Annotated in this window: 15 protein-coding genes; 6 read left to right on the top strand and 9 right to left on the bottom strand. The window is 71.2% G+C overall.

The window, feature by feature from the left end:
* Positions 1-13 precede the first annotated feature (13 nt).
* The 3 genes from OG504_RS48475 to OG504_RS48465 all read right to left on the bottom strand — a co-directional run bounded on the left by OG504_RS48475 (position 14) and on the right by OG504_RS48465 (position 4464).
* The gene (locus OG504_RS48475; RefSeq protein WP_405995544.1) at positions 14-1534 is read right to left on the bottom strand and encodes an ATP-binding cassette domain-containing protein; all 1521 of its coding nucleotides are present in this window, start codon (positions 1532-1534) and stop codon (positions 14-16) included.
* Positions 1531-4212 (bottom strand): class III lanthionine synthetase LanKC, encoded by a 2682-nt coding sequence (gene lanKC / locus OG504_RS48470; protein ID WP_405995543.1) that lies wholly within the window; start codon positions 4210-4212, stop codon positions 1531-1533. The genes OG504_RS48475 and lanKC overlap by 4 nt, the downstream gene beginning before the upstream one ends.
* Positions 4213-4353: 141 nt before the next feature.
* Positions 4354-4464, bottom strand: a complete 111-nt coding sequence (locus tag OG504_RS48465) for a class III lanthipeptide (protein WP_318022735.1) — start codon at positions 4462-4464, stop codon at positions 4354-4356.
* A 524-nt stretch (positions 4465-4988) separates the two neighbouring features.
* Here OG504_RS48465 and OG504_RS48460 point away from each other — a divergent pair.
* Both OG504_RS48460 and OG504_RS48455 read left to right on the top strand, forming a co-directional pair.
* Positions 4989-8057 (top strand): AAA family ATPase, encoded by a 3069-nt coding sequence (locus OG504_RS48460; protein ID WP_405995542.1) that lies wholly within the window; start codon positions 4989-4991, stop codon positions 8055-8057.
* 56 nt (positions 8058-8113) lie between these two features.
* Positions 8114-9052, top strand: coding sequence for a squalene/phytoene synthase family protein (locus OG504_RS48455; RefSeq protein ID WP_405995541.1), 939 nt, complete (start codon positions 8114-8116; stop codon positions 9050-9052).
* 1 nt (position 9053) lies between these two features.
* On the opposite strand, the gene OG504_RS48450 is transcribed toward OG504_RS48455, so the two are convergent.
* From OG504_RS48450 to OG504_RS48435, 4 genes are all read right to left on the bottom strand, one after another.
* Positions 9054-9644 (bottom strand): TetR family transcriptional regulator, encoded by a 591-nt coding sequence (locus OG504_RS48450; RefSeq protein ID WP_405995540.1) that lies wholly within the window; start codon positions 9642-9644, stop codon positions 9054-9056.
* On the bottom strand, positions 9641-11134 hold the full coding sequence (locus OG504_RS48445; RefSeq protein ID WP_405995539.1) for an MFS transporter: 1494 nt from the start codon (positions 11132-11134) through the stop codon (positions 9641-9643). The genes OG504_RS48450 and OG504_RS48445 overlap by 4 nt, the downstream gene beginning before the upstream one ends.
* Positions 11135-11253: 119 nt before the next feature.
* Positions 11254-12465, bottom strand: a complete 1212-nt coding sequence (locus tag OG504_RS48440) for an FAD-dependent monooxygenase (protein ID WP_405995538.1) — start codon at positions 12463-12465, stop codon at positions 11254-11256.
* A 127-nt stretch (positions 12466-12592) separates the two neighbouring features.
* Positions 12593-13288 carry a ribonuclease H gene (locus OG504_RS48435; protein WP_405995537.1) on the bottom strand — a complete coding sequence of 232 codons (696 nt, stop codon included), beginning with the start codon at positions 13286-13288 and terminating at the stop codon, positions 12593-12595.
* Positions 13289-13406: 118 nt separating this feature from the next.
* Between OG504_RS48435 and OG504_RS48430 the strand changes: the two genes are divergently transcribed.
* Both OG504_RS48430 and OG504_RS48425 read left to right on the top strand, forming a co-directional pair.
* Positions 13407-14339: an SDR family NAD(P)-dependent oxidoreductase gene (locus tag OG504_RS48430; RefSeq protein ID WP_405995536.1), complete on the top strand. Its 933-nt coding sequence runs from the start codon at positions 13407-13409 to the stop codon at positions 14337-14339.
* A 17-nt stretch (positions 14340-14356) separates the two neighbouring features.
* On the top strand, positions 14357-15571 hold the full coding sequence (locus OG504_RS48425; protein WP_405995535.1) for a low temperature requirement protein A: 1215 nt from the start codon (positions 14357-14359) through the stop codon (positions 15569-15571).
* 13 nt (positions 15572-15584) lie between these two features.
* On the opposite strand, the gene OG504_RS48420 is transcribed toward OG504_RS48425, so the two are convergent.
* A complete protein-coding gene (locus OG504_RS48420) occupies positions 15585-16055 on the bottom strand; it encodes a nuclear transport factor 2 family protein (RefSeq protein ID WP_405995534.1) in 471 nt (156 codons plus the stop codon).
* A 146-nt stretch (positions 16056-16201) separates the two neighbouring features.
* Here OG504_RS48420 and OG504_RS48415 point away from each other — a divergent pair, with 146 nt between their 5' ends.
* A complete protein-coding gene (locus OG504_RS48415; protein WP_405995533.1) occupies positions 16202-16723 on the top strand; it encodes a TetR/AcrR family transcriptional regulator in 522 nt (173 codons plus the stop codon).
* Positions 16724-16736: 13 nt separating this feature from the next.
* On the opposite strand, the gene OG504_RS48410 is transcribed toward OG504_RS48415, so the two are convergent.
* Complete coding sequence (locus OG504_RS48410) at positions 16737-17531, bottom strand: VOC family protein (protein WP_405995532.1); 795 nt, start codon at positions 17529-17531, stop codon at positions 16737-16739.
* Positions 17532-17652: 121 nt separating this feature from the next.
* On the opposite strand from OG504_RS48410, the gene OG504_RS48405 reads away from it, so the two are divergent.
* A complete protein-coding gene (locus OG504_RS48405) occupies positions 17653-18663 on the top strand; it encodes a zinc-binding alcohol dehydrogenase family protein (RefSeq protein ID WP_405996611.1) in 1011 nt (336 codons plus the stop codon).
* The last annotated feature ends 234 nt before the right edge of the window (positions 18664-18897 follow it).

Below are 18897 nucleotides of genomic sequence, written 5' to 3'. Positions count from 1 at the left end.
CATCGGAAACGGCCTAGGGGTGCGCGGCAGCCGCGGACAGGGTGACCACCCGGTCGAACCGGCTGTCGAGATCCTCGTCACCGTGGTGCACGACGAGGAGGCCGCGCCCGTGGGTGTGCTGTTCGAGGGCCCGCAGCACCAGGTCCCTGCCGGTCTCGTCGAGGTTCGCGAACGGCTCGTCGACCAGGTACACGTCCGCGTCCTCGCACAGGAGCACCGCGACCCCGGTCCGCTGTCGTTGGCCGGACGACAGTTCCGACGGGAGTTGGTCGGCCAGCCCGTCCAGCCCCATGGCCGTGCGCAGCCGCTCGTCGGCGACCAGTTCACGCACGGGCAGCGGGGGCAGGTTGACCGGAGCGGTCAGGGCGGCCACCCGGGCCGGCAGTGTGACCATCCCGCAGTCGGGCGCGAGCGTTCCGGAGATGATGTGCAGGAGCGTCGTCTTGCCACAGCCGTTCGGGCCCCGGAGCAGGACGTGCTCGCCGGCGCCCAGTTCGAAGTCCTCGATCGACACGTCCGCGCCGTCGCTGTACCCGACACGGGCGGCGTGCACCAGCACCATGTGTCCCTCGTCGTGATAGGGCGACGCCCCGGAGCCGCGCAGGGCGGTGATCCGCCTGAGCACGGCGGTGTTCCGGCGGGCCTGCGGGATCATGTTGACGAGGTCGAAGATTCCGGTGACGGCCCGCCACAGCGAGTTCACGAAGGCGAGGAAACTGCCGAACGACATCCTGCCGACGAACACGAAGTACGCCCCGATGATCATCGAAGTGGTGTCCGAGAGGCTCATGACGAGGTCGCTCAGCGCGTTCTGCTTCTGGGCGAGCCGGAAGTTGGTGAAGGTGATGCCGAGGAAGCCGCGCAGCGCCTTCTTGTTGGCGGCCCGGGTGCCGGGCAGCAGCCTCGGCAGGCCGCGCAGTGCGTGGAAGGACTCCAACGTCCGGGACAGCGTGTTGACGTACCGCGCCTCCGCCTCGCGTTCCGGTTCGGTGTTGTCCTCGATCCGCTTGGCGAAGCGGTTGCTGACGTACACCAGCGGCGGCACGATGACGAGCAGGATGAGACTGGCCTGCCAGGACAGGTACAGCAGCACACCGATGAAGACGACGGACGAGACCGCCTGCTTCGCGATGCGGATGCAGACGTCGACGGCCGGCAGGACCCCCTCCTGGACGTCGTTGTGGACCCGGCTGACGAAGGAGGCGTTGCCGGCCTCTGCCATCCGCCGTCCGTCCTGGTCGAGCGCGCGGTCCAGCAGCTCCATCTCCAGAGTCAGCATGAACGCGTTCTCGAACCACTTGCGCCACCGCGCCACCCCGTAGCCCCCGAGGCTCAGTGTGAGGCCGAGCAGGAGGTAGCAGGCGGCCAGTACGACGAACCTGCGGAAGTGACCGGTCAGGATCGCCTGGTCGAACAGGGCCTTGAGCAGGAGGGGATGCAGCAGTGCTTCGGTCCCGCCCAGGGCCGCCTCGATCACGACGATCGCCGAGAACCGGGCCCGGTGACCTCTGAGTGTGTGCCACAGCTCCCTCACGGCGACACCTCGTCCAGCAGGAAGTCGGCACCGCCGCCGTGGTTCGCGCGGTGGAGCACGCGGAGGATGCCGGCCGAGCCGGTGAGGTAGTCGGTGGAGCAACGCAGCAGGCCGTCACCGGGCGAGCCCAGAGGCACCGCGTCGCCGTGCCGCGGTACCGCGAACCGCTCGTCCGGCTCGAACAGGAACAGCCGCCTCACGAAGTCGAGTTGCCGCAGTGCGATGCCCCGGTAGGCGGCGTCACCGGTGATCGAGGCCGCGTCGAGAAGCGTGTCGGCGATCCCGGACATACCGAACGAGTACCCCGGCAGCACGGCCTGGCGTACGTCGAGTGCGCGCAGGACGGTCCGCGCGGACTCCAGGTCGCCGTAGCGCAGGAGCACTTGGGCGACGCCCGCGGAACCCACCTCGACATAGGGTTCCGCGGTGCCGTGGTGGTCGAACGTGACATTGCCGTCGTCCTGGCGCTCGGCGTGGGCCATCTCCCAGGACAGCGCACCGCGGCCGAGGCGCAGGCACCACTCGTCCCCGGTGATCTGGTGCATGCGCAGCAGGAACATCGCGACACCGGCCTGGCCGAACCCCAGGCCGGTGAACGGCTCCTCCGCCGTGAACTCGTTCCGCCAGTGGACCCGGCCGCCGTCGTGCCGCGCGGCCTCACGCAGTGCCCGCACGCAGTCGCGTGCCGCGGCGAGGTGGCGTTCGTCGCGGTCCCGGAGGTAGAAGCGCAGGTTCGTCATTCCCACGCCGGCCAGACCGTAGTAGAAGGTGTAGTCGCCGGACTCGTGTGCGCGCCGGTTGGCCTGCGCCAGCAACTGCGCGGCCCGCGTGCGGAATCCGAGCGCGTCGGTCGCCCAGGCGATGCCGGCCAGGCCGTTCATGAGGCCGGCCGGATACTGAGCCGGGTCGAGGCCGGCCAGGTCGTCACGCAACCGCCGCAGCCATTCGGGCCGGAGCGGGACACCGGAGGCGTCCAGCGCCCACAGGACACCGCTTGCCCCGAAGCCCAGGCTCAGGGGGTTGGTGACGTGCGCGAACGGGTCGACGGGGAAGAGCGTGGCGCGGTCGGTGTCGGCGACGGCGTCGATGAAGGCGGCCACCCCGGCCTCGGTCTCCGCCAGGCCGAGTCGCTCCTCGACGACCGGTCGCAGCGGTACGGCCCGGACCCGGTCGATCAGGTCGTCCTCGTGCTCCAGTTCGTCCAGTACGTCGGTGAGGGTGACCTGTGCCCGCGCCAGGTCCGTGAGCAGCTCGTGGATCCGCGACGGCCAGCCGAGGCTGTCGGTGAAGATCCGGTAGCGGTCCAGGATGTCCTCGCGCAGGTACGACAGCGCCGCGACCGGGAAGATGAAGTAGGCCATGGTCATGGCCAGGCCGAAGAGGTCGTCCTCGACCGCGGATGCGGCGAAGCGGCGCCGGAAGTTGCTGAATCCCGGTGTGTACAGCTCGACCGGTGCCTCGAGGTGCGCGTGCTCCGGGTCGGCCTCGGTCAGTCGGCACGTTTCCAGGTCGACGATGGTGACCGCCAGGGTGTCCGGGTCGATGAGCACGTTCGCGGCGGTGAAGTCGCCGAGGATCACCTTGCGGTCGTGGGCGGCCTGGAGCGCACGCGCGAGTCCTCGGAAGACGGCGAGGAAGGTCCGCAGGAACTCCTGCGACTGGGCGACGCCACCGGGTCCGAGCCGGGCGAGCGGGTTGCGTTCGAGCAGCATGGAGCGGATGTCGGCGCCGTCGACGAACTCCTCCGCGATGAAGTGGTGTTCCCAGTGGCGGAACGTGGCGATCGGGGCGGGGAACGAGCCGACGTCGGCCAACCGGTTCAGGAACACCCACTCGCGGTTGAGGATGTCCACGGCGTCGTGGTCCTGACGCGGGTCGACGTTGGTGTGCGGGCGGGCTTCCTTGAGTACGACCACACGGTCGTCGTTCGCCGTGTCCTCGGCGGTGTACACGCCACCGCTGTTGGAGAACTGCAGCGCCCCGGTCACCCGGAAGCGGCCCGCGAGCAGGCCGTCCTCATCGGAATCGGCTGGGGGCTTCCAGTCGGTGAACGGCCATGCCACCCACCACGGCTGGGCATATCCGGGGCGCCGGTCGTCGGCGACCGGCCCGTCCGGCCCCGTGATGTGGGGTACCGGCCGGCCCAGGACGTCGACGGAGTGGGTGTCCAGGAACTGCCCGTACCGGAAGTAGAGCGCCTTGCAGTCGCGGTACCGGAGGTCCGACAGCACGTACGGGCCCTCGGCGCCGTCCAGGACTCGGGCGAGGTCGGCCAGACACGACCGGAACTCGTCGTCGTCCCGCGGGTAGACGGTGACGAGTTTGCCGCCGCTGCCCCGCGATATGGCCTTCGAACTCAGCATCTCGAAGACGGTGAGATCGAGAGCGATCTTGAAGTCGATGTCGTGCTCGGTCAGATACCCGACCACCTTGGCGGCGATCTCGCGCACGTTGCGCTGGCTCGCCGACACATGGATCTTCCACCCCTGCGCGGGCAGGTTCGCGTTGTGCCGGTAACTCCACCAGATGCCCTTGCGGACGAATCGTGACCGTGCCGGGTCGTCGAGGGAGGCGAGGAAGTGGTCGGGCTTCGGCTCGTAGTAGACGTCGAGCGGGTCGAAGAACAGGGTGTCGTTCCAGCAGAAGGGGAATCGGTAGACCCATCGTTCGTTGAGCATGTCTGCCTCTGTCAGTTGTCCGAGGAACCGTCGCGGGCGGTTGATGAGGGCGCGCCGGGGCGGCGTGGACCATGCGGGGCGCGCGGTGCGTGCACTCCCCCGCATGGTTCACGCCGTCAGATCACCGGCAGCTGGTACCGCTCAGGCTGCTGCCCTGCAGCAGGTGCTGCTCAGGCTGCTGGTGATGCTCAGCACCACGGCGCTGCTGTTCTCGGTCCGCGGCTCGATCGTCTGCAGCTTCAGAACGCTCATCAGGATCACTTCCTTGGTGGTCGGGAGCGCGTTGGCGCGCTCCGGGGATGGAACGGGTACCGACCGGTCGGCTGGGCCAGTCAACGGCGCGCGCCGGCCGCGTACATCAGGGAACAGGCCCCGTATTTCGCGCGCGCCGCCCCCAGGAACGCGCGCGCCCGACCGGCGCGAATGGTGGTGGTCCTGCCCCGTGTCCTGGGTCGCCCGAGCCGGTGACGTGAGCCGTTCGGCCTGGTCGTGCACCATGCGCCAGGCCGTCACTGCCCGGGCGGGGGAGCCGGGTCCGGTCCGCTGAACGGAACCTGACGCGACAGGCTGTTGACGGTGAATCACGCTGGCCGCGGACGACTCGACATCGGGGGAATGTTGATGCGCACACGGGGATGCCACGGGGTCCGGTACGTGACGGGTCGGTCAGCGGTGCCGGCGGTGGACGGGGAAACCCGTCGCCGACGCGGACGGCGAGCACCTTCGCCGGTCGGTCCGGTCCCCCTGACCTCGGCGCCATGTACGGGGAGCGGCGCATGAGGAAGCCGTACGCGCACCACTTCGCGTCCCCCGACGTCCTGGACTCCCGGCCGCCGTCGTCGGACGGAGACAGCGCGAGAGCCCCCCGCCGGTTCCGCCCGGCCGGAGGCGGTGACGGGTCCCGCGGGGAATTCGTCGGTCGGCGGACCGAGTTGCGGCAGGTCCTGGCGGCGCTGGCTGCCGCGCGCTCGGGACGTGGCGGCGCGGTCTTCGTCACCGGCGAGCCCGGCATCGGCAAGACGCGGCTCGCCGTCGAGGCTCTCGACGCCGCTGCCGAAGCGGGCATGACCACCGCACGGGGCCGGGCCGGTACGGTCGGGTCGGTCGTGCCGTACCGGCCGCTGGTCGAGGCGTTGCTCTCCCTGTCCCGGGCCGGCCTGCTACCGGAACCGGACGAACTGGGCCCCTACGGACCGGTGCTGGCTCTCCTGCTGCCCGGGGGCCGTGCTCCCGGCGCCGCCACCGTGTCGCACCTCATGGTCGCCGAGGCGGTCCTGCGTGTACTCAGCGTGGCGGGACGACGGCACGGGTGCCTGCTCGTACTCGACGACCTGCACGACGCGGACACGGACACGCTGGCGGTCCTCGAGTACGTCCTCGACAACCTCGCGGAGCAGCCCGCCGTGCTCCTGCTCATCGCCGGGCGTGAGCCCTGCGTGGCGACCGAGCTGGCCGCCCGGGCGCGGCAGCGGGGGGCCGCGACGACCCTCGAGCTGCGTCCTCTGGACCGCCCGGACGTGCACGCCCTCGTCGTGGCCGAGTGGGGATCAGGCCCGGGCGAGGTCACCGCCGAACTGGTCGACCGTGTGGTGGCCGACAGCGCCGGGGTCCCGCTGGTGGTGGAGGAACTCATACGTGACCTGGCCCGCCCCGTCCACGACGGCTCCCGGAGACCCTCCGTCCCCGCCGCGGTCGCCCGCAGTGTCCGGCACCGGACCGAGCGGCTCGGCCCCCGCGGACGCGGGATCCTGGGCGTCGCTGCCCTCCTCGGCCGGCGCTTCCCGCTGCCGGTGCTGCAGCACGCGACCGGGTGCGACGATCGGGAACTGTTGCGGGTCCTGCACGCGGGGGTCGCCTCGTACCTGCTCCAGCCGGACGAGTCGAGTCCGGAGTGGTACGAGTTCCGGCCCCGGTTCGCCGCGCAGGTGCTGCGGCAGGACCTCGGGCCGACGGAGCGCACCGCCTATGCCCGGCAGGCGGCGAGCACCCTGATCGGCCTCCACCCGGGACTGCCCGGCGAGTGGTGTGTCCGCGCCGCCGAACTGTTCGGGCATGCCGGTGACGTCCGCGAAGCCGTCCCTCTCTACTGCGAGGCGGCGCAGCGGGCCATGGCCGAGGGCGCGGTGGAACGGGCGGTGGCACTGCTCACCCGGGCGCACCGGGCGACCGATGCCGGGCTCGCGCCCGATCTGCGTGCCACGGTGCTGGAGCTGCTCCTGCATTCCGTCTCCTGCGCGGCCCGGTTCGACGCCGTACCCGGGCTGACCACCGACCTCGAAGCACTGGGCGACGACGACGTTCCCGCCGCGCGCCGGGCCGGCCTGTACGCACAACTGGCTGATGTCACCGCGTCGGCGGGCCGGCCCGCCGACGCCCTCCGGCATCTCGACGTCGCCCGCCGACTGCTCGGCGCCTCCCCGACCGCCGCGCACACCGCCCCCGTGGACCTGGCCGCGGCCCGCGTGGAGCTGAGCCGGCCCGCGCCGGACCGGCTGCGCACGGCCGCCGAACACGCCCGCCGGGCGGCGGACGCGGCCCAGCAGGCCGCCCTGCCGGGCGTGCTCGGCAGGGCGCTGCTGCTGCTCGGACAGGTGGCCCCGGAACAGGACCCGGAAGCCACCGCTGCGCACTTCGCGCGCGCGGGTGCGATCGCCGACCGGAACCAGCTCCCCGACCTGCGGGTGTCCGCCGAGGTGCACCTGGCCCGGACCGTGATGCGGCGCGACGGACGGCCGGCTCGGCTCGAGGAGGCCCGGCAGCAGGCCCTGCGGATCGGTGTGCTGCCACTGGCGTACGAGACCGGGTGCGTCCTCGCGCTTGACCAGGTCCGGCGCGGCGAGTTCGAGGCGGCCGGCCACCGGATCCACGAGGGGCTGGCCGACGCGACGCGACTACGGTTGCGTCCGGTCGTGTCCCTGCTGCGGTTGACCGAGGCCGTGCGGTACGCACACCAGGGGCAGCGCGCCGAGATGCGGGAGGCGCTGGACCGGCTGGCCCCCTGCGTCGACGACGCGCCCGGTGTGCGACCGATGTCGTACGGGCTGGCGCGGGCGTTCTGCTCGCTTCTGGAGGAGAACCACGACGCCGCCGAGCAGGAGTTCGCGCAGGCGCTCGTGTACGACAGGGAGAACCCGGGGGTCGGCGAGTTCGGGGTGTCCGGGATGCACGGCGTCATGCTGCTGCGGGGTGTGCTCGCCGGGCGCGTGGGCCGACGGCACCACGCCGACGTCACCCGGGCCGGTGGCGACACCCGCTGGAACCGGCAGTTCGTCGGGATGGCGCACGCGGTGCTGCTGGGCCGCGAGGGCAGGCCCGCCGAAGCGACCGTCGCCGCGACCGCGGCCCTCGATGCCGCGGCGCTCTACCCCGTGGCCCGCAACCTGTGCTTGCGCCTGGTCGCGGGGGCGGCGTACGAGGACGGCTGGGGCGAGCCCGTCGCCTGGGTACGTGCGGCTGAGGAGTACTTTCACACGGCCGGAATTCCGGTGGTCGCCGGCGCGTGCCGGAGCCTGTTGCGCGGCATGGGTGCGTCGGTCCGGCAGCGGCGCACGGGGAGCGAGAACGTACCGCCGGATCTGCGCCGGTACGGGGTCACCGTCCGGGAGTTCGAAGTGGCGCGCCTGCTTGCCGAGCGGATCGGCAACAAGGACATCGCCGGCTGGCTGCACATCTCGCCGCGGACCGTGGAGAAGCATGTGGCGAGCCTGCTCCGGAAGACCGGCCACCCCGACCGGGTGGCTTTCGCCGCCGCCGCCCGCGGCCTGGTGGCCGAACGCGCGCACCACCTGCGGAGCGAGGTCGCGGTGAAGGCTCGTGAGCAGTACACCTGGAGCCTCTCCCAGTGATCACGTACGGAGCCGGCTGGCTAGGCTGTGCGCGGTCCTTGAGAACGGGGAGAGTTGTGAGCAGCTGGTCGACCGCACTGACGAAGGTGGGCATCATCGACCCGCGACTGCGGCGTGCCTACGACGCCCAACGCCGGCTCGTCCGCAGGTTCGCGCCGCACGAATACGCGGCGGTACGGCTGCTGTTGCCGGCGGAGCTGCATCCGTCGGCCGTCGCCGCGGTGGCCTACATGCACGCGACCGACGAGCTGATCGACACCGGCGACGTGGACGTCCGTACCGCGACCCTCGCATCCTGGGACGCCGAGACCACTGCGGCGCTCGAGAGCAGTGAACTGCCCGCCGACGAGACCCTGTTGGCGCTCCGGGACACCACGCACCGTCATCCGTACCTGGCCGCCCGGGTGCGGGCCTTCCTCGACGGCGCCACGGTCGAGGCGAGTTGGACCGGCTTCCAGACGGAGGCCGACTTCCAGGCGTACGTGGACAGTTACGCGCTGCCCGCCCTGATGCTCACCGCGTCGCTGCTCGCGCCCGATCCCGACGCCGGACCCGACGGTCCGTACGTCCGGGGATGCCGGGCCCTGATCGAGGGCTTGCAGCGCGCCGACTTCCTGGCCGATCTCGCGGAGGACGCCGAGGACGGCCGTATCGGCATCCCGGAGGACGAACTGGTCCGGTACGGGCTGAAGTTCGAGGATCTGCGGAGCAGGTCCGCAGCGTGTGAGCCCGCGTTGGAGCGGCTGGTGCTGGCGCAGGCCGATCTCGCCGAGGCCACGCTCACGGAGGGCCGACGGCTGCCCGCGCTCGTCGCGCCCGGATACCGGCCGTTTCTCGACGCCCTGATCGCCGTCCAGGAACTGCGGCTCCGCGCGGTGCGCCGCGAGGGCGGGAGGCTCCTGCGGCGCGGGGCGAGTCCGGCTGCTCTCGCCTCCTTGCGTGTCCTGCTCCGGCAGTACCGTCGCGCACGGGCGGAGCGACGCCGGGCGCGCTAGCTCAGCGGGGTGTCAAGTGCGCCTGCACGGTGGGTCCGTAGCGGTCCACGATGATGTCGACGGCGGTCGCTCGCAGCTCGGTGCCGCGCGCGATGCCGTACATGACGCCGAGGCCGAGGAGGGTCGCGACGGCGAGTTCGGCGCGCAGAGCGGTGTCCGGGCCGGAGAGGCGCCCGGCGAGGCGATCGACCACCTGCGTGCGGAAGTTGACGCGCAGGATGTCGCCGTGGTCGCCCTGGAGGGGTGCGAACGCGATCCGTAGCAACGGGTCGGCGCCCCGCTCGCGCTGGCTGACCAGGACGTGCCGGACCATGTGGCGGCCGAGTCCGTCGAGCGGGGCGTCGAGGAGGTCCTCCGCGTCGGTGTCGAAGGACATGACGCGGGCGAAGAGGGCGTCCTTGTTGCCGAAGTACTTGAGGATCAACGGCGCGCTGACACCGGCGCGTTCGGCGACGGCCTTGAGGGTGATGTCGGCGTGCGCGTTGCGCGCGAGGAGATAACGCGCCGCCCTGAGGATGGCCGCCTTGGTCGCCTCGGCGTCCCGGCGGGCGGGCGTGGACGCGGTGGGTGGAGTGGTGCTCACGGCACTCATGCTCCCTCCAGCGCCTCGTCCCGCGCGCCCTCGGCACGCTCGCGTGCGGGCCGCGTGTCGTCGGGAGCGGGGTCGCCCGGGATGGTCAGTGCCGCCGCGCTCGCGACCAGGGCGATCACGCCCGCGATGCCGAACGCCATCAGGTATCCGTGCAGCGTGGGCAGCGGGAGCCCGCCGACCAGGCTGGTGTGGTGCACCAGCACGGCGGCGACCACGGCGCTGGAGACGGCCTGGCCGATGGTGCGCATCAGGACGTTGACGCCGTTCGCGGACGCGGTCTGGCCGGCCGGGACGGCGCGCAGGATGAGCGTGGGCAACGCCGAGTAGGCGAAGGTGGTGCCGGTGGCCACAACCGTCGCGCCGAGGATGATCGTCCACAGGTCACGGCTGTCGGCGATGCGCACCACATAGCCGAGCGCGATGATCGCGGCGCCGAGGGCGAGCGTGATGCGCGGGCCCCGGGCCGCCGAGATCCGGGCGGAGACGGGTGAGAGCAGCAGCATGGTGATGCCGCCGGGCAGCAGGCACAGGCCGGTCTGGACGATGGACAGTCCGAGCCCGTACCCGGTGGACTTGGGCGCCTGCACCAGCTGGGCGGTGACGAGGGAGTTGGCGTAGAACGCGAAGCCGGTCAGCAGGGCCGCCACATGGGACAGGCCCACCCTTGGCTTGGACACCAGGCGCAGGTCCACCAGCGGCTGTTCCACCCGGAGCTGCTGCCACCACCACAGTCCGAACACGACGACCGTGGCGAGGAACAGCCCCAGGATCCGCGGGCTGCCCCACCCCCACTGGCCGCCCTGCGACACCCCGAGCAGCAGACACACCAGTCCTACGGCGAGTCCCAGCGCGCCGAGCACGTCGAAGCGGCCCGGCGAACGGACGGGCGACTCGCGCACCGCCCACCAGATCCCCCACACGCCGATCGCGCCGAGGGCGCTGGTCGCCCAGAACATGACGTGCCAGTTGGCGTACTGCACGATCAGCGCCGCGAGCGGCAGTCCGAGCGCGGCGCCGATACCGACCGTGGAACTCATCAGCGCGACCGCGCTGCCCCGGCGTTCCGGCGGCAGTTCGTCGCGCAGGATGCTGATCGACAGGGGGACGACGGCGGCCGCGGCGCCTTGCAGGGCGCGGGCGAAGATCAGGACGCGGATGTCGGAGGACAGGGCGCACATGACGGAGCCGACGGTCATCAGGCTCAGGGCGCCGGTCAACACCCGCCGCTTGCCGTACATGTCGCCGGCCCGGCCGAGCACGGGGGTGAGGACGGCGCCGGAGAGCAGGGTCGCGGTGACCATCCACGAGACGGCGCCCGCGGAGGAGTGGGTCAGCCGGGGCAGGGACGGCAGCAGCGGGACGACCACGGTCTGCATGACCGCCATGAGGATCCCGCCGAACGCCAGCACCGGAACGGTGAGCCGGTCCCGGAAGGGGGTCCGTCCGGCGAGGCTGCCGGACGGCTCGGGTATCGGGACGGGCTGGCCCATGGGCACTCCAGCTGGCATGAAAAAAGAAGGTGAATGACTATTCACCCTAACTGGTGAATAGTCATTCACCCAACCTTCCCAGGCCGCTCGCGGAAGCCGGACCGCTCCCGGCGGGTGCCCTACTTGCGGGAGGCGAGCGCCCGCGCGTGCACGGTCCGCGCGACCTTGGGCCCGAGCCAGCGCTTGAACCGGCGCAGCGCCTCCAGCCGCCCGGCCGCCTTGTCGATGCCGTAGTACACCTGCGGCGGGACGTACGGCAGCAGGGGTGAGTGGCGCTGGCCGAGCAGGGCGAACATGCGGTGCGGGGGCAGGTGGATGTAGCGCTGGAGGTTCTCGTACCACTGGGCGCTGTAGCGGGCCGCGCTCTGGATGGACAACAGGGCGGATCTACGGCGCTGTTCGTAGGCGGCGAGTGCCTGCGACAGGTCGGTGTGGTCGCGCAGGGCGTCCGCGAGCGCGATGGCGTCCTCCAGGGCGAGGGTGGTGCCGGCGCCGATGGAGTAGTGGGTGGTGTGGGCGGCGTCGCCGAGCAGGACGAGGTTGCCGCGGTGCCAGGTGCGGTTGGTCAGCGTGCGGAAGTTCAGCCACTGGGCGCTGCCGTCGGCCGAGGCGCGGCCGATCAGGGAGTGCCCGTCGAGGAGGTCGGCGAAGAGCTTCTCCAACAGGGCGAGTCCGTCGGCCTCGGCCGCGGTGTCGAGACCGAGGCCGGTCCAGGTCTCGGGTGCGCACTCGATGACGCAGGTGCTGCCCTCGGGGCCGAACGCGTAGCCGTAGCACCAGATCCAGCCGTGGTCGGTCTCCACGAAGGCGAAGGTGAACGAGCCGAAGACCTTGCTGGTACCGAGCCAGATGTACTGGTTGCGGCCGGGCTTGAGTTCGGCGCCGAAGTGGTCGGCGTGGCGGGTGCGCAGCGCACTGTTGACGCCGTCGGCGGCCACGATCAGATCCGCGTCGGGCAGGTCCTCGGCCGTGACCTCGCGCTCGAACTCCAGCCGCACGCCCAGGGATCGGGCCCGTTCGGCGAGGATCTTGAGGAGTCGGTGGCGGCCGATGCCGTGGCCCTCGTCGCCGGGTTGGGTGGTTGTCAGGTCCCGGATGCGGGCGACGCCGTCGCTCCAGCGCACCGAGTGCTCGTCGACGGCCTGCGCGGACTCCAGGTCGTACTCCCGGAGTTGGTCGAGGAGTCCGCGCCAGTAGGTGACACCCCAGCCGTAGGTCGAGCCCTCGGGGTTGCGCTCGTAGACGGTGATGTCGTGGGACGGGTCCTGACGCTTCAGCAGGATCGAGAGATACAGACCGGCGGGCCCGCCTCCGACACAGGCGACCTTCACGCGCACACCCCTGGAGATTACTCAAAGTGGTCAAGTGGAACCGCAGAGTAGCAGGCTGGAGGCGCAAGAAAGTCCCATCGGCCTCGGGACCCGAAGACCGATGGGACGCGTCGAGCAGACGAAGGACCTACGCCTCGGCCGTGGCGCACTCCGGGTGGCCCCAGCCCTTGGGGTTCTTGCTGATGGGCTCGCCGGCCGCGTAGGCGCGGCCGCACAGGCAGCGGCCGGGGAACTTGGCCTTGATCGTGCGGGAGGCGGAACTCGCGCTCTTCCGGGCCGACTTGGCCGCACCCGCGCGGGCGGGCTTCTTCGGGGTGTCGGGTGAGGGAGGCGGCTCCGGGGAGCCGAGGTCGCTGCCCGCGGGCTCCTGGACGATGGCGGCCTGGCTGGCCGCGCGGTCGGCGAAGTCGTTCAGCGGGTCGCCGTCGACCTGGTGGGCGGGAACGTAGCGGAACTCGACCGAGCGGCCGTCGAGGAGTTCGTCGATGCGGACGACCAACTCCTGGTTGGCGACCGGCTTTCCGCCGGAGGTCTTCCAGCCGTTGCGCTTCCAGCCGGGCAGCCAGGTGGTGACCGCCTTCATGGCGTACTGCGAGTCCATGCGGATCTCCAGCGGTACGTCCGGTGCGGTTGCCGTCAACAGGCGCTCCAGCGCGGTGAGTTCGGCGACGTTGTTGGTGGCCTTGCCGAGCGGTCCTGCCTCCCAGCGGGCCGGGCTCTCCTTGTCGTCCGAGACGACCCACGCCCAGGCGGCCGGCCCGGGATTCCCTTTCGAAGCCCCGTCGCACGCGGCCACCACACGTTCACGCATGCGCCCGATCATGCCATGGCCGCGCGAGAGGCTCGGCGGCCCCCTCGGCGAGCGAGGTCGGTTCGAGAGGCGGCGTTCACAGCCACTGCTAATATACAGATGTCAATTAGTCCACCTTTTGGGGTTCCCGATGTTCAGTGCGGACACAACCGCCGCCGAAGTGATCGACGGCGTCGACCTGCACGGCCGCCGTGCCGTGGTGACCGGGGCCAGTTCCGGGATCGGGGTGGAGACGGCCCGGGCGCTCGCCGCGGCGGGTACCGACGTCACCCTGGCCGTGCGGAACACCGACGCGGGCGCCCTGGTCGCGGAGCGCCTGGAGAAGGAACTGCCGCCCGGATCAGGGCAGTTGACGGTAGGGCGGCTCGACCTGGCCGACCGGTCGACGATCGCCGCGTTCGTGGCGGCCTGGCAGGGCCCGCTGCACATCCTGGTCAACAACGCCGGCGTGATGGCCACACCCGAACTCACCCGCACGCCCGAGGGCCGCGAATGGCAGTTCGGCGTCAACCACCTGGGCCACTTCGCCCTCACCACCGGCCTCCACCCGGCCCTCGCGGCCGCGAACGACGCCCGGGTCGTGTCGGTGAGCTCCATCGGCCACCTCTTCTCCCCCGTCGTCTTCGACGACCTGGACTACCGCTTCCGCCCCTACGACCCCTGGACCTCATACGGGCAGTCGAAGACGGCCAACGCCCTGTTCGCCGTCGGTGCCGCCGAGCGCTGGGCAGGCGACGGCATCACCGCGAACGCGCTGATGCCGGGCAACATCGCGGACACCTCCCTGGCCCGCCACATGGACATGGACCAGGTCGCCGCCTTCATCGCCTCGGGCGAACTCGCGCTGCCGCCGCAGAAGTCGGTGGAGCAGGGCGCCGCGACCTCGGTGCTGCTCGCCGCCTCACCGACCGTGCAGGGCGTCACCGGCCGTTACTTCGAGGACTGCGCCGAGTCCGAGCCGGTCACCGAGCGGGCCGGAGCCGTCGCCGGCGTCGCGCCGTACGCCCTGGACCGGGAGAACGCGGCCCGGCTGTGGGCCGTGTCCGAAGATCTCGTCCGCTAGCCCTCTACGCTGCGCGCATGACCTCGCGACAAGAGCAATGGGCCCGGGTGCGCCACCACTTGTGGCGGCCCCCGCGCCCCCATGGCGAGCAGCCGCGCGAGCGGGTCGTCGGACCGCTGGAACTCTTCTACGACCTGGTCGTGGTCGTGCTGGTCGCGCAGGCCGCCCACCATCTGTCCGGGGAGCTCGACTGGCACGGACTGGGCCTGTTCGCCGCGGTGTTCGCGCTGGTGTGGATCGCCTGGCTCAACGGCAGCCTGCACCACGAGCTGCACGGGCACGAGGACGCCCGCGGCCGGAGCATGTTCCTGCTCCAGATCCTCGTGCTCGTCCCGCTGGGCGCGTTCATCCCCGGGGCGGGCGACGAGCGCGGAGCCGCGTTCGCCGTCGACGCGGGGGTGCTGTTCACGGTCCTGGCACTGCTGTGGCTGCTCGCCTCGCGCAGCGACACCCCCGAGTTCCGGCGCCCCAGCATGCTGTACGTGACGGGGACGGCGGCCTGCGCTGTCGTGCTGGCGGCGAGCGCGGCCCTGCCCGCGGACGCCCGCGTGCTGACGTGGGGCGCGCTGGCCGTCGTATATCTGGCGGGGTTCGTGCTCGTGATCGGGCGGGCCATTCCGGAACAGGTGGTCGCGCTCAGCGTGACCGACGCGCTCACGGAACGATTCGGGCTGTTCATCATCATCGTGCTCGGCGAGAACGTGACCGGGGTGGTCGACGGGCTGGCCCACGAGCCGACCAACGCGCTCACCCTCGCCGTAGGACTCGTCGCCGTGGTCGTCGGATTCGGCGCCTGGTGGACCTACTTCGACTTCGCCGGGCACCGGCTGCCGAGGCCCACGCGCGCGAGCGCCCTGCTGTGGATGACGGTCCACCTGCCGATCACGGCCGCGGTGGCCGCCATGGGCGCCGCGATGGTCGGCCTCGTCGAGCACGCCCACGACAGCCGTACGCCCGCCGCCACGGCCTGGGTGCTCTGCGGGGGCGCGGCCGTCGTGCTCTGCTCGACGATGGTGCTCGCGGCCTCCCTGCGTCACTGGAACGAGAATCTCGGGCTCTACCGTCCCCTGGCCCGCACCTGTGTCGCCATGGCCGTCCTCTGCGTGGGAGTCGGCGCCCTGCGCCCGGCTCCGCTCGTCCTCGGCCTGGCGCTCGTCCTGCTCTTCGGCATCCCCTGGGGAGTCGCCGTGGCCAACCGCGTGGCCAACTACGAGGAGGAACCGGCCACTTGACCGCACACCGGCGTCACGGCGTCGAGGGGCGCGTCTCGGTCCAGTCGACCATCAGCCGGCGTTCGGCGAAATACCAGTCGCCGTCCTGCTTGGTGAACTCGTCGAGGTAGCGGATGGACGCGATCATCAGCGTGCGCTGCCCGGACTCGTCCACGCCGATGTGATGGGCCAGGCAGTAGCTCTCGCCCGTCGCCCGGTCGTCGCCGTCCAGGGTGACAGCGCTCTGGCCGTTGAAGTGGGTGGTCGCTTGGTAGGTGTTGAGGTTGTCGAACACCGGGGCCAGGGACTCGCGCCCGTGCAGGGTCTGGGTCGGCTCGGCCGCCGTGGCGTCCATGAACACCAGGAACCGGGTGTCCTCGGTGAACAGGCTCATCTGCCCCTCGGCGTCCCGCCGGTCCGCGCAGTGCGCGTAGGCGTCGATGAGCTCGCGGATGGCCAGCCGGTCGGCGGCTTCCCGGGGTGAGATCTCGGTGTGCGAGGCCATGACCGTTCCTTTCGCCACGCTATTTGACATGTGTATAAAATCACTCGGCATGGCAGAGTGCAACGACAACCCCGGAGGGCAGAGCGCTGAGCAACCGGACAGATCCGCGCATCACCCGTACGACGCGGGCCTTCGAAGAGGCGATCGTGGACCTCGCCGCCGAGCGGCCCGTCTCGCAGATCACCATCGGCGAACTGGCCGACCGCGCCGGGGTCACCCGCGCCACGTTCTACAACCGGTACAGCTCCCCGCTGGACCTCCTCATCCAGGTGCTCCGCGCCGACCTGGACCGCGGCCACCTGTTGGAGGCCGAGCGCCGCTTGCAGGGCGAATCGGCTCCCGCGCTGCTGCGCCTGGCCACGACGGAGGTCGCCGACCACGTCGAGCGGTACCTGCCGATATACCGGCACGCCCTCGACGACCCGGCGGACAGCGGTGTGTACGAGGCACTCGTGCGCCACTTCGGCGACTACACGCTGGCCCTCATGGCCGACGGCCACCACTCGGGACTCCCCGAGGCCAACCGTCACGTGATAGCGCAGTTCATGGCGCGCGGCTTCGCCGGAGCCATCCGGGCCTGGCTCGACGACCCGTCCGTCACGAAGGAAGACCTGGTCGACGCGGCCGTGGCCTGCGCTCCCGCCTGGTGGGCGGCCGACGGGAGCTGATGAACGGCCTCGGCTAGACGTCCGTGCTCGTCGGGAGGTCACCCTTGGTCGTGGTCACGTCGATCACCGTGAACGCGGCGCCCTGCGGATCGCTCAGCGCCGCGAACCGCCCGAAGGGACTGTCCATCGGGCCGAAGCGCACGATCCCGCCCAGCTCGGTGGCCTTGGCGACGGCCTCGTCGCAGTCCGGGACGGTGAAGTACACGTTGACGTACGACGGCACCTCGGGCGGGAACTCGTCACCCATCTTCATCCGGCCCAGCACCGTGTCGTCGCCGACGTTGTACATCCGGTAGTCCATGTCACCGCCGTCCATCTGCTTCTGCGCGTACGGGAAGACCGCCGCGAAGAACGCGTCCGCCTTCGCCGGCTCGCGTGTGAAGACCTCGGCCCAGGCGTAGGCGCCGGGCACGCCCACAGCCTCGAAGCCCTCGTGGGCGCCGCCCTGCCAGACGCCGAAGACGGCGCCGCTGGGCTCACTGGCCAGGCACATCGTGCCGAAGTCGCCGACCTTCATCGGCTCCATCAGCACCTGCCCGCCGTTCTCCCGGATCTTCGCCGCGGTGGCCGCCGCGTCCGGTGACGCGAGGTACAGGCACCACTGCGACTGACCCTCCGCTCCGGGCATCGGCGGTACGACGGCCGCGACCGCCTTGTCGTCGACGAAGGCCTGGGTGTAGTTGCCGTACTCCGACGACGCGTCGCCGAAGGTCCAGCCGAGGACCTCGCCGTAGAAGCGCTTGGCCCCCTCGACGTCGCTGAACATCGCGTCGGCCCAACAAGGGGTTCCCTCAGGTCGTACGGCCATGATCGCGGCCCTCTCCGGTAGGTCGGGTTGTCCGAATTCTCACGCTAGTCACCCGGAGAGCAGGGCGCGCGCCGAACGCCGCGGTCCGTTCCACACTGGACGTATGGCGGATACGACGACGATGCGCGCGTGGGCCGTGACCGAGCCGGGCCCCGTCGAGGAAGGCGTTCTCCGATGGGTGGAGAAGCCGGTGCCGGTACCTGGGGATGACGAACTGCTCGTGCACGTGCGCGCGTGCGGGGTGTGCCGCACCGATCTGCACGTCACCGAGGGGGATCTCCCGGTGCACCGCCCGGGGGTGACTCCGGGGCACGAGGTCGTCGGGGTGGTAGCGGGCTTCGGGGCCGGGGTGAGCGGCTTCGCGGTCGGCGACCGGGTGGGCGTCGCATGGCTGCGGCATACCGACGGCACGTGCGCGTACTGCCTGCGCGGGGCCGAGAACCTGTGCCCGCGCTCCGAGTACACCGGCTGGGACGCCGACGGCGGCTACGCGGAGTACACGACCGTACCGGCCGCGTTCGCCCACCGACTCCCCGCCGGCCTCGACGACGTGGCCCTGGCACCACTGCTCTGCGCCGGGATCATCGGCTACCGCGCGCTGCGCCGGGCCGCACTCCCGCCGGGCGGCCGACTCGGTCTCTACGGCTTCGGGGGCAGCGCCCATCTGTGCGCCCAGGTGGCGCTCGCCGAGGGCGCCACCGTGCATGTGCTGACCCGGGGCAAGGCGGCGCAGCGGCTCGCACTGGAACTGGGGGCGGCCTCGGCGCGCGACGCGTACGAGGCGCCGCCGGAGCCGTTGGACAGCGCGATCCTGTTCGCGCCGGTCGGCGATCTCGTGCCCGTGGCGCTACGGGCACTCGACCGGGGCGGAGTCCTCGCGGTCGCGGGCATCCACCTCAGCGACACACCGCCCCTGGACTACGAGCACGAGCTGTTCTACGAGAAGGAGTTGCGCAGCGTCACCTCCAACACCCGTGAGGACGCAAGGGAGTTCCTCGATGTGGCCGCCCGGCACGACGTGCGCGCGACCACCCACACCTATCCGCTCTCGCGGGCCGCGGACGCCCTGACGGATCTGAAGGCAGGTCGGTTCGACGGGGCCGCGGTGCTGGTGAACGACATCAACGGGTAGGCAGTGCGCGGAGTTTCACGTGTGGATGACCTCAATAGGGAGGCGGCGCACGGGATTTCATGGGTGGACGACCCCACCAGGTAGGCGGCGCACGGGATTTCGCGCGGGTGAGGCGTGTTCGCGCTCCGCGCGCCGGGGCGCGGGAAGGATCTCTGCCTCGCCCCGCCTCGATCGACGGTTTACACACTCCAGGACGTGAAGCCGCCCCCTGCGCGCGGTTACCGGTCCTGGGCA

This window comes from Streptomyces sp. NBC_00986, assembly GCF_045162565.1.
Classification (GTDB): Bacteria; Actinomycetota; Actinomycetes; order Streptomycetales; family Streptomycetaceae; genus Streptomyces.
The sequence above is the reverse complement of the archived record's forward strand: the minus strand, read 5'-3'. Positions and strand labels throughout refer to the sequence as shown.

Bases quoted from the DNA above. Each gene is read 5' to 3' on its own strand.
- lanKC (WP_405995543.1), bottom strand. From the start codon at position 4,212: ATGCTCAACGAACGATGGGTCTACCGATTCCCCTTCTGCTGGAACGAC.
- OG504_RS48465 (WP_318022735.1), bottom strand. From the start codon at position 4,464: ATGAGCGTTCTGAAGCTGCAGACGATCGAGCCGCGGACCGAGAACAGC.
- OG504_RS48460 (WP_405995542.1), top strand. From the start codon at position 4,989: ATGAGGAAGCCGTACGCGCACCACTTCGCGTCCCCCGACGTCCTGGAC.
- OG504_RS48450 (WP_405995540.1), bottom strand. From the start codon at position 9,644: ATGAGTGCCGTGAGCACCACTCCACCCACCGCGTCCACGCCCGCCCGC.
- OG504_RS48445 (WP_405995539.1), bottom strand. From the start codon at position 11,134: ATGGGCCAGCCCGTCCCGATACCCGAGCCGTCCGGCAGCCTCGCCGGA.
- OG504_RS48435 (WP_405995537.1), bottom strand. From the start codon at position 13,288: ATGATCGGGCGCATGCGTGAACGTGTGGTGGCCGCGTGCGACGGGGCT.
- OG504_RS48430 (WP_405995536.1), top strand. From the start codon at position 13,407: ATGTTCAGTGCGGACACAACCGCCGCCGAAGTGATCGACGGCGTCGAC.
- OG504_RS48425 (WP_405995535.1), top strand. From the start codon at position 14,357: ATGACCTCGCGACAAGAGCAATGGGCCCGGGTGCGCCACCACTTGTGG.
- OG504_RS48420 (WP_405995534.1), bottom strand. From the start codon at position 16,055: ATGGCCTCGCACACCGAGATCTCACCCCGGGAAGCCGCCGACCGGCTG.
- OG504_RS48410 (WP_405995532.1), bottom strand. From the start codon at position 17,531: ATGGCCGTACGACCTGAGGGAACCCCTTGTTGGGCCGACGCGATGTTC.
- OG504_RS48405 (WP_405996611.1), top strand. From the start codon at position 17,653: ATGCGCGCGTGGGCCGTGACCGAGCCGGGCCCCGTCGAGGAAGGCGTT.